Annotated in this window: 9 protein-coding genes; 1 reads left to right on the top strand and 8 read right to left on the bottom strand. The window is 48.4% G+C overall.

Translation table 11 applies throughout. The features are described from left to right. Nucleotides 1-6 precede the first annotated feature (6 nt). The gene (locus tag KNQ05_RS02485; protein ID WP_214766495.1) at nucleotides 7-1578 is read left to right on the top strand and encodes a type II secretion system protein; all 1572 of its coding nucleotides are present in this window, start codon (nucleotides 7-9) and stop codon (nucleotides 1576-1578) included. 42 nt (nucleotides 1579-1620) lie between these two features. Here the strand turns inward: KNQ05_RS02485 and KNQ05_RS02480 are convergent, their stop codons facing one another. From KNQ05_RS02480 to hemC, 8 genes are all read right to left on the bottom strand, one after another. Beyond that, nucleotides 1621-2310 (bottom strand): ankyrin repeat domain-containing protein, encoded by a 690-nt coding sequence (locus KNQ05_RS02480; RefSeq protein WP_214766497.1) that lies wholly within the window; start codon nucleotides 2308-2310, stop codon nucleotides 1621-1623. A 17-nt stretch (nucleotides 2311-2327) separates the two neighbouring features. Then, entirely contained in the window at nucleotides 2328-5924 is a 3597-nt protein-coding gene (locus KNQ05_RS02475; RefSeq protein ID WP_214768690.1) for a DUF5057 domain-containing protein, read from the bottom strand. A gap of 73 nt (nucleotides 5925-5997) precedes the next feature. Continuing rightward, the gene (locus tag KNQ05_RS02470) at nucleotides 5998-7248 is read right to left on the bottom strand and encodes a bifunctional folylpolyglutamate synthase/dihydrofolate synthase (protein WP_088837550.1); all 1251 of its coding nucleotides are present in this window, start codon (nucleotides 7246-7248) and stop codon (nucleotides 5998-6000) included. A 56-nt stretch (nucleotides 7249-7304) separates the two neighbouring features. Then, nucleotides 7305-9941: a valine--tRNA ligase gene (locus KNQ05_RS02465; RefSeq protein WP_214804387.1), complete on the bottom strand. Its 2637-nt coding sequence runs from the start codon at nucleotides 9939-9941 to the stop codon at nucleotides 7305-7307. Between the two features lie 334 nt (nucleotides 9942-10275). Continuing rightward, nucleotides 10276-11586: a glutamate-1-semialdehyde 2,1-aminomutase gene (gene hemL / locus KNQ05_RS02460; RefSeq protein ID WP_088837552.1), complete on the bottom strand. Its 1311-nt coding sequence runs from the start codon at nucleotides 11584-11586 to the stop codon at nucleotides 10276-10278. Then, nucleotides 11583-12572 (bottom strand): porphobilinogen synthase, encoded by a 990-nt coding sequence (hemB, locus tag KNQ05_RS02455; protein WP_214804380.1) that lies wholly within the window; start codon nucleotides 12570-12572, stop codon nucleotides 11583-11585. The genes hemL and hemB overlap by 4 nt, the downstream gene beginning before the upstream one ends. Beyond that, nucleotides 12569-13255: a uroporphyrinogen-III synthase gene (locus KNQ05_RS02450; protein ID WP_214802126.1), complete on the bottom strand. Its 687-nt coding sequence runs from the start codon at nucleotides 13253-13255 to the stop codon at nucleotides 12569-12571. Before KNQ05_RS02450 ends, hemB begins: the two co-directional genes overlap by 4 nt. Beyond that, nucleotides 13245-14171, bottom strand: a complete 927-nt coding sequence (gene hemC / locus KNQ05_RS02445) for a hydroxymethylbilane synthase (protein WP_088837553.1) — start codon at nucleotides 14169-14171, stop codon at nucleotides 13245-13247. Before hemC ends, KNQ05_RS02450 begins: the two co-directional genes overlap by 11 nt. Nucleotides 14172-14228 lie beyond the last annotated feature (57 nt).

Genomic DNA, 14228 nt, shown 5'->3' with positions numbered 1-14228 from the left:
CGACCCATGAAAAAATCTGAAGAAGGTTATACGCTATTGTTCGTACTCGTGACATTGACCGTCCTATCGGTCTTAGCAATCGCGACGATTGGTGTCAGCCTACAATCGACACGATTGACGGAAATTCGCGGAACGAATATCGAAGTCGATACAGCGACGCGAAACGAGCTTGATCAAGCGATCGCAGCACTCCAACAACTCGTCGCAAAAACCAGTCAAGAGAATCCAACCAGTTCCTCAAAAGAGCTATTTGCAGATATCCCGAATAAAATCATACTCCCCTTGAAGACGTCGGCTCCTCTTGTTGAAGTTCAGTTAAATGAAGCCGCCTCGAACGTCCGTGTTAAAGCGTTCGATTTGACCGCTCACGTCGAAGAGACGAAAGGTGATCAACCGACGGTCAAAAAGACCTATACTCAACGGGTCTATTTATCAGCGATTCCTAGTTTTCTATACTATACGCTCGGGTCCGACAATCAAGTCATCTTAAATGGAGCACCACGAATCGAAGGGAACGTCTTCTCGCGGGAAGCACTCAAAGTTTCTGCGACGCCAAACTTCATCTATAACGGTCAGATAGGCCACTATACAGATAAGCTGGCCCATCCATACATTGATGGACAAGTTCGTGTTTTCCAGCCGCAAACTCAACCGCTTCTAACATGTACAGACTTTTTACCATGTGATGCGACCGTCTTTGATCCGACCACCAAAACGGATCTTGTTTCAACGAAAGATACGCTCGTTCCGTTCGATTTTGAATTTGCCCTGAATGATTTCTTAACGATTCCAAGTAACACACCACTCGCCTCCGTTCCGACCTACTTAAAGAGTCAATCAATTGAAAAATCGGTGCTGACAGGACCATTCTTGAATGAATTGAGTACGAAGAAACAAATCATCATCCCAGCTCCGACTGAGCAAAATACAGTGACGATTACCGATGATATCGTTAAAGAATCGCTCGAACCGTTAATCATCGACGGCAACTTGACGATTTCTTCACTCAATCCGATTACGCAACCGCTTGAGATTAAACGTCCAATCGTCGTCCTCGGTGATTTATTGATTCGGGGTAACGTCAGTTTTGCGACAACCATCTTCTCGACCGGTTCAAGCCGGTTAGATGATGCCAACATTCAAGGCATCACGAGTTCAACGAATCAAAACACTCTGATTTTACTCAGCAAAGGAACGTTAACGATCAATCGTGTCAATAAGTTTTCCGCACCTAAAACAACCGCACCGGACATGAATGCCTTTCTTTACAGTGATTCGCCTACCTTGAATCGCATTTATTCAGTCGGGTCGACGATGAACTTACAAGGCGGTATCTTCACAAAAGGACAGCTTGAGGTTAATGCGTATCGCGGGACGCTGGACTTACCGGAAGCGAACTACCCGGCAGACGTCACCGCGTTGACCACTTTGATGAACACGAAAAAATCTGCTGACGCGGTACAATCTCGTCTCCGCCTGAAATATGATGCGAGTGTCCTGAAAAATCCGACGTCGATGCTTCCACTCAGTCGGGCTGTCAAAATGTATGTCGAGACTCCGAAACGAACAACTCCTTGACGCTAAAAACCCCTCGACATTGATGGATGTCGAGGGGTTTTTTCATTGAAATGTTGTCGCACCATACGCTCGTGCCAACTTTTTGACTTTGGTCTTCTTGACTTCTGCACCTTGTTTTACCAACAACTGATAAATATCCTGTCGGTCTTGTTTGACTGCTTCATAAATCGGCTGATGCTTTCCGACGTTCGGATTTGCTCCTGCTGCCAGTAACTGCTTAATCACAGTCTCATTTTGATCGACCGTCGCATAGTAGAGAGGCGAATTTCCGGCTTTATCGAGCGCATTGATATTTTTTCGTGTAGCTTCTTTAATCAGTAAAGCATAAGCATCCGCAGGTTGGTTCACGCTCGTCGCAACATGCAAGACTGTCTGTTGTTGCTCATTCGTTTGCTCGACGGAAGCCCCCGTAGCAAGCCATTTCTTGACTACAGAAGCTGGTCCGAACCGGGCGACATAAAACCAGTTAACTTGATTTTTAACACTCGTGTCGTCCAACAAAACGAGTGCTTTGTCATAGTCGAGTGCTTCTTGGAACTGCTGAATGTACTGATTCCGGTCTTTTGTCGATAAAGAAACGTGTTCGACTGCTGACGCAAATGCGTTAACATCTGACGTATCGATACTCTTTTCAAACGCTTGCTGGTTTCGCTGTTCGATCAACAAGTAGGTCGCTGCTCCAATTCCGATTAGAAACAGGAGAACGACGCTAATGATTTGCTTTTTCTTCACGTCATTTCCCCCGTCACTTAATAGACATCCGTATCTGGTGAAGTGCTCGAACCTTCAGAAGAAATCGTCACTTTAAAGGTCGCCGTCAACGGTTGTTTCTCCGTCGCACCGGTTTTGATGACTTCAAGGACCGATTGATCTGCTTTTAATGCCGTCACTTTGACACGTGCGACACCTGGGCGAATCGGTTTTAAGGCTTGTGCCGATGAATCAATCTTCACATACTCTTTTCCCTGAAGCACTTCCAACCGATAAAAACGCTCTGTCGCCGTCACGGGTAACCAGTTCAAGACAGGCTGCTTTTGAACATCCTGCATGGAAAGTGTTAAATCGTTCGCCGTCAAATCAGTTGGATTTTCACGTACCATGATTTTCGTGATGGCTTGTGTCGCTGTAAAATCTCGAAGTTTCAATAAGCCGTCGACTGGACCAGCCGGTGTCCCCGTTATTCCCTTGACTGTGTAACCAGCCGCCGTTTGAATGAGTTCGATCGCCGGACTAGACGTCGAAACGGTGAACGGTAATCGAATACTCGGTGTAAAGGTCGCTGTGACATCTTGCGTCGTGTTGACCCATAACTCTAGGTTATTCGGTGTTACGGCTAGTTCCGGTAATTTAACTTCAATCGTATAGATTTGCGACTGTGCTAAATAGGTCGTGCTGCCGCTCGATGCCGGAACAACGGCTTGAACGGTCATTGTGCCTGGTTTTTTTCCTGTTAGCGATAACTCATCTGTTGTCAGACCGGTAGCCTCGACTAAATCGTTGTTCGTGACAAGCCATTTAATCGGTGCATCCGTCCCGGACAACATGGCTGCTTCGCCCGTCATCGCTTTCGTCTGTCCGACGTATAACTCGCTTGGTACACCACGGACGATCAATCCACCAAAGACATCGTTAATCGTCAACTTCGAAGTCGCGACTAACTCACGTCCATTCGCGACGGGGACAATCAATTTAATTTCCGTCGTTCCGATTTTCTTCGGTTCGATGATGCCTTGATCGTTAATCTTCGCAATGCTCGTATCTTCAATCGACCATCTCAATGTGCCGTACTGGCTACCTGCCGGATTGATTTCTGGCAATACCTTATAAGACGGCGTGTTGATATCCATCCGGACAGCTGGAATTTTAGCTTCCGTCGCAAAGCGGGTCGATAAGGCATATCCTAGTCTCGGGAACGACTGAACATCGTTCGCAAGTGAAGTCGATTTATCGACGCCATTTTTTTTATCACGGTAGATGGTCTTCGTTGAAACAATTGTATTCTCTTTTTCATCGAAGACATGAACACCTGCCGCATCCTTCGCTCGTACTTTTACGGTAAAAGTCAGTTCCGACGGCTTTGCAATCCATAATCCTTTGTGGAGCCCTTCAATCGCTTCATCATATTCGATGTCCGGTACATTCCCCGTCAATGTTTGATTGACGATTTTCGCACCGTTAAGACCTGTTGCTGAGACGACTTCGACATTACTCGGGAAGTTTTCTGTAAACAAAATATCTTCCATCGTTACTGAAAATTGTCCCATGATGTAGCCGTTGTTACCGATTGCATCTTTTTGAAGCATCGGGCTTGTTTTGACCGTATACGTAATCGTTGCTGTTTCCCCTTGCGGAATCGTTGCCGGATCGATTGACCGTGATAACGTGAACGGAGATGAAGCGGATGGCTGAACGATTTGGACGGTACGTGTCTCAATCGTTTTCGCCCCCCGTTGATCCTCTGCTTCGATCCGGATTGTCGCGGTTGTTTTCCCTGTCAACTTAGCATCGAAGCTTTGGCTGACAAACGAATTGTTTTTTAGTTTATTATTTTCATACACTTTTTCATTGTCGATGTAGATTCGTGTCTTCAATTCCCGATCGCGTAAGTCATAGTCATTAACCTTATAAGATACCGTGATTGGTTCATTGTCTAAATAACTCGCTTGATTGGCTGGCAGGATATTTTTAATGAGCGGTTTATGATTCGCCCCGATAAAGGCGCGGTACATCGTGTTCGAGAACAGTTCTTTTTCCTGTTGTTGGTTGAACGTCGAGGTATGTCCTGCACCAGAATACGTCACATTGCCTTTTGTATACATGTAGTAATGGTTACGGGCATCGCCGATTGTGCGTCCGGCTGACTGATTCGAATCAGCCGTACTATTTTCCCGAATGTTGTACCACGGAATTAAATCGGGTTGTTCTAAATCAAGACCAAAGTATTGGTCATGGGTTGTTGCGATTGAGACTTCATCCGCTAACGTAAACGGATACGACGTCATGACACCGTCATTTTGTTTGACCGCCTTCCCTGACGTCCGCTGTGCTCCGTACCCCATGTTCGTGAAGTTCTTTTGTCCGGCAAGTCCGGCAAATTTCTTTTCCCAGAACAGTTCCGGATTCGCTGACTGACTTGGACGGAAAATCGTATCGTGGGACAACATCAGTCCTTGCCCGGTGTTCGTGAAATCAAGGATTGCATTCGAGGCCGCATCATTCAGCGACGCCGCTCCGTACGAATCTTGAAATCCAAAGATTAACATGTCGTACGTCGTATTTAAGTTTCGTGATGCGTACGTACTGTTAAATGTATCTGCCGTAATGACTTCGACGTTAAAATCATAGTACCCGGTTTCTTTCAATAACGTACCGGTGTTCATGAAGCCATTGATTGAACCCGTCGATCCACTGCGCGTCACCTGTAAGATTTTTGCTTCTGCGACTTGGTCCTTCATTAAGAAACTACCTGTTTTGTAGTCGGTCAGTCCGTCGCTACTCGACACACGGATCATCCAGTTCCGCGGTCCCGTGTAACTCGGGGCATCGAAATTATAGCTCAATGCCCCCGTTTTGGTAGCCGGCTTCTCATCAACCTTTTCCGACTCTTCAAATTGGTCATTGCTATCAAAGTCGATATACAGTTGCGCTAACTGATTCGTGTTCTCGAGCGTCGTCGTGTACATGAAGTCGATTGGAACGTTCGGAACAGCTGACTTCCCTTTATCGATTCCTGTTAATGACACACCGTTTTGTTTGACGGAAACACCTTCTAGCCGCGGACGGATGACCTTTTGAGTCTTTAACTTCGTCATGACTGTCTGAATATCCGTATATCGCATCAATGCATTTGATTTAAGATCTTTAAAGATGGCATTAAAATTGCTTGACGTATGTGTCAAGACATCTTGATGTAGAAAAACCGGCAGCCCTTTATTGACGAAGGCACTGACGATTTCATTTCCTTTTAACTTCGTGATGTCGTTCTCAATCTTACTCGTATTATGTGCTTTCTTCGTATCCGAGATTGTCATTGAATAACGGTCGGTTCCTGTGAAGACGGATGGATCAAAGACAACAGCATCAAACGCACCATCTAACGGAAAACGAGAAGCGTTCAATTCTTTGACCGTCATCATTTCAATCTCATAGCGGGTCGAATCGAGCCCGTTGAGCAATGAGGTGATTGTCGTATTTGGATCAATCCGGTTCGTCGTCGACCATGCATCCCGGATTTCAAGAATTTTCAACTTATCTGCCGCAGCAGCCTTCGTATGTGGTTCCTGTATATAACTAAAACTCGTAAAGATCAGTACACTGACTAAAAACAGACGTAACCACCGTTTCATCTTCCATCGTCTCCTCGTCGTAAGATCATAAAATATAGGACTATATTACCCCAACCTTAGTATACAAGGACTTTTAGCGTTTTCCCTTTTTTGTAAAACGTTGTCGCAGTATTTTTTCACGAACGACACTGATGAAGTAAAGAGATCCTGTTACGATGAGTGTTTGATTTGTTCCTTCGTATTCAGCGAGAAACGAATCGAGTTCTATGACATTTGCCCCATCCGCAGTCAGTTCTTCTAGCGACCGGGCTCGCGGAAAATCAAACGTCGTCTCCATAATCGTTGGTGTCACTTCCTGAAATTGTTTAATCATCGCAAGGCGATCTTTATCCCGCAGGATGGAGCAAAGGATGACGATTGGCATTGTTTCCTGTTTTAGACGGTCGACGAGCGCTTTAACACCTTCCGGATTATGAGCCCCGTCTAAGATGATGCGCGGCTCGCGCGAAATCGTCTCAAACCGTCCCGGATGTTTGGCGTTTCGGAGACCACGACGAATTGCCGTCTTCGACCAACCGAGTTTCTTTGCACAGATGACGGCGTTCGCTGCATTTTCGACTTGATGGTGCCCTTCGAGTCCAAGTCGTGTTTCGGGAATTCCTTCATACGTCGCCCATGTTCCGGTCGCATTCAGTCGGTACGAGACGATGGCTTCCTGACTCCACTTCAACGTCGCTGCCCGGTCGCCACAATAGGCCATCAACGGGACCGTCAATTCCTCTTGCAGTTTCCCGGCAATGACCGATGTTCCCCGTTTGATGATGCCGAACTTTTGAAGGGCAATCTCTTGGAGCGTATCTCCGAGAATCGCTTGATGATCGTGACCAATCGAGGTGATGATGGCAGCAATCGGTTGCTTCAGTACGTTCGTCGAGTCATAAAGCCCTCCGAGTCCGACCTCGTAAATGACGAAGTCTGGCCGAACTTGATTGAAATGATAGAAAGCAAGTGCCGTCAACGCTTCAAATTCCGTCACTGTACCAATCGTCGGCTCAAGCTCGGTCATCGCTTGCTTCACTGCATTTGCTGCCTTAACGAGATCCGCTTCAGCAATCGGCACTCCGTTCAGCATGATCCGTTCCTCGAACTGAATGATGTATGGGGATGTAAACGTCCCGATGTGTAACCCTTCCGCCATTCCCATCTCCCGTAAGAAGGCGACGGTCGACCCTTTCCCGTTCGTCCCCGCGACATGGATCGTCGGAACAGCATCCGGATCAATCTTTAGTTCTTCTAGTAACGCTTCCATCCGACTTAGTCCCGGTTTGATACCGAATGCCAGTAACCGTGACAACCACTCTAATACGTCTTCTCTCGTCTCCACTCTGTCCCCGCTCCTTTAAAAAAAGTGGCTCAAGGAAACTTGAGCCACTGTTGAAATTATTGAGATAGTTCGTTGATCCGCGCTTCGACTGCCGCACGTTTTTCGTTATAATCCTGTGCTTTTGCCTGTTCTTCTTCGATGACATGTGCCGGTGCTTTTCCGACGAAACCTGGGTTGTTGAGTTTTTTCTCGACCCGTTCGACTTCCTTCGTATACTTGACGAGTTCTTTGTTCAAGCGGGCGATTTCTTCTTCGATGTTGATTAAGTCAGCCAACGGAATGAACAATTCTGCGCCGGTCACGATGGCACTGAGTGCTTTTTCCGGTGCCGCCATGCTGCGTTCGACAAGTAATTCGGAAGCATTCGTAAACTTCTTCAAGTACGAGACGTTCGTCTCTAAGTCATGCTGTACTTGGTCGTCACTCGTCGAAATCATCAACTGGATTTGTTTTGACATCGGTGCGTTCACTTCGGCACGAATGTTCCGGACCGACCGGATAACATTTTGGACAGCTTCAAACGCAGGAACTGCTTGCGGGAAGTCGAGTGTCTCATTACGTGTCGGCCAAGCCGCACGCGTGATCGTTTCTCCTTGATGCGGCAAGTGTTGCCAAATCTCTTCCGTGATGAACGGCATGAACGGGTGCATCAGACGCATGATTTGGTCGAGCGTGTACGCAAGAATCGAACGCGTCGTCAATTTAGCGGCCTCATCTTCACCGTTCAGCGGTAACTTCGCCATCTCGATGTACCAGTTACAGAAATCTTCCCAGATGAAGTGGTAGAGGACTCGACCGGCTTCACCGAACTCATACTTATCGGATAATCGTGTCACATCAGCAATCGTCGTGTTCAGACGTGTCAAAATCCACTGATCGGCTAATGATTTTTCGCCCGTCAGATCGATTTCTTCATACGTCAGACCATCCATGTTCATCAGTGCGAAACGGCTTGCGTTCCACAATTTATTCGAGAAGTTCCATGTCGCTTCGATTTTTTCCCAATAGAAACGTAGGTCGTTTCCTGGCGTCGAACCTGTCGTTAAGAACCAACGGAGTGAATCGGCACCATATTTTTCGATGACGTCCATTGGATCGATTCCGTTCCCGAGTGATTTCGACATCTTCCGTCCGTCCGAGTCACGAATCAGACCGTGAATCAACACATCGTTGAATGGACGTTCGCCTGTGAATTCATACGATTGGAAAATCATCCGCGATACCCAGAAGGCGATGATGTCGTACCCCGTAACGAGTGTCGACGTCGGGAAGTATTTTTGGTAGTCCGCAGCATCCGTATTCGGCCAACCCATCGTCGAGAACGGCCAGAGCGCTGACGAGAACCACGTATCGAGGACATCGTTGTCCTGCTCCCAGTTTTCGATGTCGGCAGGTGCTTCTTTCCCAACGAACACTTCACCTGTTTCTTTATGATACCAGGCTGGAATACGGTGTCCCCACCAGAGTTGACGGCTGACACACCAGTCACGGATATTCTCCATCCAGCGGACGTAGGTGTTTTCGAACCGTTGTGGGACGAAGTTGATTTTATCCTCGCCCTGTTGTTCAGCAAGTGCTTTTTCAGCGAGTGGCTCCATCTTGACGAACCATTGCAGCGACAAGTACGGTTCAACGACTGCATCCGACCGTTCCGAGTGACCAACCGAGTGCAGGTGCGGCTCGACTTTAATCAAGACGCCCGAGGCTTTCAAATCTTCGACAATTTGTTTGCGGCACTCGAAGCGATCCATACCCTCGTATTTACCGGCGTTTTCGTTCATCGTTCCGTCTTCGTTCATGACGAGGACACGTGGTAAGTCATGACGGTTCCCCACTTCAAAGTCATTCGGGTCATGGGCAGGCGTGATTTTAACGACACCTGTTCCGAATTCCATATCGACATATTCGTCAGCGACGATCGGAATTTCTCGTTCGACGATCGGGAGCGTGATCGTTTTACCGACGAGGTGAGCGTAACGCTCATCTTTCGGATTGACGGCGATTGCCGTATCCCCAAGCATCGTCTCCGGGCGCGTCGTCGCGAGTTCAACGTGACCTGTTCCGTCCGTCAACGGATAGCTGAGGTGGTAGAACGCACCTTCGATATCTTTATAAATGACTTCGATATCGGAAATCGCTGTTTTCGTCGCCGGGTCCCAGTTGACGATGTATTCGCCACGGTAAATCAAGCCTTTTTCATACAGCTTAACGAATACTTCCTGGACCGCTTCAGATAACCCTTCATCGAGCGTAAAGCGCTCGCGTGAGTAATCCAGACCAAGTCCGAGTTTCGCCCATTGCGCACGAATCGTCGACGCATATTCTTCTTTCCATGCCCATGATTGTTCGAGGAACTTCTCACGTCCCATTTCTAAGCGCGATTGTCCTTCTGCCCGCAATTTTTGTTCGACTTTCGCTTGCGTCGCGATTCCCGCGTGGTCCATTCCCGGCAAATACAGGACGTCGAACCCTTGCATCCGTTTCATTCGTGTCAGCATGTCTTGCAGTGTCGTATCCCAAGCATGACCGAGGTGTAGTTTCCCTGTCACGTTCGGTGGGGGGATGACGATCGTGTACGGTGCTTTCTCCGGATCTTGATCGGCTTTGAAATATTCCCCTTCCAACCAAAAATCGTACCATTTTTCTTCCGTCGCCTGCGGATCATATTTCGTCGGCATTGATAATTCCTGCATCTAAATCGCTCCTTTTATCCATAATAAAAACGGCTACTCTCGTCCTCATCTAAGGACGAAAGAAGCCGTTGCTCTTCCGCGGTACCACCTTAGTTCACCCCGAAAACGGGAGTGCCCTCTAGCCCGCGTAACGTGCGGAATCCGGATATCGCTCGCTCGCGCTTACGATACCAGCTCGTGGGGTGACCTTCGTCAGGACACACTGTCACATCTCTCAGCCGGTGGATGTGTTCTCTCTTACAGTCTGTTGTCTGACTACTCTTCCCGTCAACGCTGTTTCCAAATTATTCTTTCCTTATTTTATCCGAGACGTCCATCACCCGTCAAGAACTCCTTAACGGTTAAATTCGACCTGGAGTTCTTTGAACGTCAGTTCGACGGCTTCAATCGTCCGTTCGATATCATCATCCGAGTGGACGGTCGATAAGAAGAGTCCCTCGAATTGTGACGGTGGGAGGAAGATTCCGCGCGCCGCCATCTTTTGATAGTACGAACGGAACATCTCGAGGTTCGATGTTTTCGCTTGTTCGAAATTCGTCACGGGTTGATTAGTGAAGAAGACACCGAACATTGCTCCAGCCCGGTTCGTCGTCAACGGAATGTTATATTTCGCAGCAGCCTGTAAATAGCCTTCTGCTAGACGATTTGCTTTTTGGTCAAATTCTTCATAGTGCTCCGGTTTTAATTGCGTTAAGGTCGCAAGCCCCGCTGCCATCGCAAGCGGATTCCCCGACAGGGTACCTGCCTGATAGATTGGACCTTGCGGCGCGATTTGCTCCATGATGTCACGGCGTCCACCGTAGGCACCGACGGGCATACCACCACCGATGACTTTACCGAGACATGTGATGTCTGGCGTGACACCGAAGTATCCTTGGGCACAGTTGAAACCGACACGGAAACCCGTCATGACTTCGTCGAAAATTAATAACGTACCGTGTGCTTCCGTGATTTCACGAAGCCCTTCGAGGAATCCGGCTGCCGGCGGGACGAAGCCCATGTTCCCTGCTGCCGGTTCAACGATGACACCTGCGATATCGTCACCATGTTTTTCAAAGGCAGTCCGGACAGCGTCCATGTCGTTATACGGAACCGTCAACGTCATGCTGGCGATTTGTGCTGGAACTCCCGGTGAATCGGGAAGACCGAGCGTCGCGACGCCTGAACCGGCTTTAATCAACAACGAATCGCCGTGTCCGTGGTAACATCCTTCAAATTTCAGGATTTTCGTTTTGCCTGTAAACCCACGCGCGAGACGTAATGCCGCCATCGTTGCTTCCGTCCCCGAGTTGACCATCCGGACGACCTCGACGGACGGGACACGACTGATGACGAGTTCTGCCATCGCTGACTCGATTTCAGTTGGTGTCCCGTAACTCCAACCGCGTGTTGCCTGTTCTTGAATCGCCGCCGTGACGATCGGATCGGCGTGACCTAAAATCATCGGTCCCCATGATAAAACGTAATCGATGTATTCTTTCCCATCGATATCGTATAATTTTGAACCACTTGCCCGTTCGGCAAAGATTGGTGTCATACCAACTGATTTATAGGCACGGACTGGACTGTTCACGCCACCAGGCATGAGTGGTAATGCCCGCTCAAAGGCAGCTTTTGATTTTGAGTTCTGATTGGTTAAGCTCATTTCGATCCCTCCAAGTAACGACAGATGTCTTTCGCGAAATACGTGATGATTAAATCCGCTCCAGCACGTTTAAAGCTAAGCATCGTCTCCATGACGATTCGTTCTTCATCAATCCAACCGTTGAGTGCCGCTGCTTTGACCATGGCATATTCCCCTGAGACGTTGTAGGCGACGATTGGTAAATCAATCCGCTCGCGCACGTCCCGAATGATGTCCATGAAGGCAAGCGCTGGTTTGACAATCATGAAGTCTGCCCCTTGTTCTACGTCAGACGTTGCTTCCCGGAATGCTTCACGGCGGTTCGCCGGATCCATTTGATATCCTTTACGATCACCTTCACCCGGTGCTGAATTGGCTGCGTCACGGAATGGCCCATAATAGGCAGAAGCGTACTTAACGCCATAACTCATGACCGGAATATGGCTGAACCCATTCTCATCAAGCCCTTGACGGATTGCAGCGACAAAACCGTCCATCATCGATGATGGTGCAATAATGTCTGCACCGGCACGCGCTTGTGAGACGGCCGTTTGAACGTGCAGTGGGAGTGAGGCGTCATTATCGACTGTACCGTCCGCGACGATGCCGCAATGTCCTGTCGATGTATATTCACAGAGACATGTATCCGCGATGACCGTCAATTGCGGTGCGAGTTTCTTGACGAGACGCGTTGCTTCTTGAACGATCCCGTGATCATGGAATGCCCCTGTGCCTTGTTCATCTTTTAAATGATCATGTGGGACACCAAATAAAATCACCGACTCGATACCGAGTTTTACGATTTCGTTGATTTCTGCTTCGAGATGATCAAGCGATAGGTTGAACACACCAGGCATCGAACTAACTTCCCGCTTAATGTCTTCTCCTTCTGCGATAAACAGTGGATAAATCAAATCTGATTTATGCAAATGATTTTCTCGTACGAGTGAGCGAAGTGAAGCCGTATTTCGCAAACGGCGGTGACGTGCGAATTCTAATGTGTTCATAACAGTTCCTCCTCTAAAATACAGTCAATCAATCCGTCGAGCGTAAACGTCTTCGCGATGCGCAGAGGATACAGTCCTGCTGCTCGCGCTGCTTGTTCCGTGACCGGTCCAATCGCGACATACGTCGCAGACGTTTGAAGTGCTAACGAAGCGAGTGCTTCGACGGCCGATGGACTTTGTAATCCGATATAAGTTGCGCCAGACAAACGTTCTCTCGGAATCCGTCGGATGTTCGTTTCATACGTCACGACTTCGAGGACGTCAGCTGAGACGAATTGTTTTAAGTGTTCGAGTGGTTCTTGGCGCGACCGATTCCCACGGGCAAAACAAATCCGTTGGTTCGGCAATAGTTGATGCTGTAACTCGGCGACGAGAACATCACCCGTAAAGGCAGATGGGATGAAGTCCGCGGTTCGCCCCGCTCGTTCGAGGGCTTGCGCTGTTTTTGTCCCAACAACTGCAATTTTCGTTTTTTGTAATCGTGGTAAATCGGCCTCGATTCGTTCGACGCCTGTCGGGCTCGTCACGACCAACCAATCAAGTGCCGGCGGCAATTCGAATGCAACCGGTACCGTCTCGATACTTGGTTCGTGAATGACTTCAATCTGTCGTTCCGCTAAACGCTGCACTTGCTGCGAGTTCGGTGGCCGACTCCCGGTCAGGACAAGCCGTTTATAAGTCATCCGGCAACGATGCAAGAATTTCGCGACCGCCGGCATCGAGTAACCGATCCGCGACGAGTTGACCGAGTTGCATCGGGTCAAGCGAAGTTTCGCGTTCGAGCAAGATTTGTGTCCCATCGACTGAACCGATGAAACCGACGAGTGTCGTCGATAAATCTTCGTTGATCGTCGCAAAACCACCAACCGGGACGTGACAGCTTCCTTCGATCGCGGATAAGAATGACCGCTCGGCAAAGGCCACTTTTTCAGTCATTTGATCATGAATTAAATTTAAAAGATCACGGATTTCTTGATCTTGTTCACGGCATTCGATTGCCAAGATACCTTGACCGACAGCAGGAATCATCTCGTCCGTCGAAATGTATTCCGAGACGATTTCATCTGACCACCCCATCCGTTGCAGACCAGCTGCCGCAAGTAAAATCCCGTCGAATGGTCCTGTCTTCAACTTTTCGAGACGTGTATCAATGTTTCCGCGAATCGATTCAATCTTCAAATCCGGACGAAGTTTAAGCAATTGTGAGCCGCGGCGTAAACTGCTCGTCCCGACCGTAGCACCTTCAGGCAGGGTCGCAAGTCCGCCGCCTGTTGTTGTGATGAGCGCATCCCGTGCATCGACACGTGCAGGTGTTGATCCGATGATAAGACCTGCCGGAAGTTCTGACGGAAGATCTTTCATGCTATGGACAGCGAAGTCGATTTCTTCATCCAGCATCTGTTGTTCGATTTCCTTGACGAATAATCCTTTCCCGCCGACTTTAGACAATGTCACATCAAGGATGCGGTCCCCTTTAGTGATGATGTTTTTGATTTCGAATTCATATGGAGCACCCGCTTGTTTCAATTGCTCGATGACCCATTTCGTCTGTGTCATCGCTAGTTTCGAACTGCGTGAACCTACTATGATTTTTCGCATGCTAAAATCCCCCTGTACAATAATAAAGGGGCGGCACAAGTCCGCCCCATGCTTTTC

This window comes from Exiguobacterium sp. s125 (assembly GCF_018618605.1).
In the GTDB taxonomy this organism is placed as follows: Bacteria; Bacillota; Bacilli; order Exiguobacteriales; family Exiguobacteriaceae; genus Exiguobacterium_A; species Exiguobacterium_A oxidotolerans.
The sequence above is the reverse complement of the archived record's forward strand: the minus strand, read 5'-3'. Positions and strand labels throughout refer to the sequence as shown.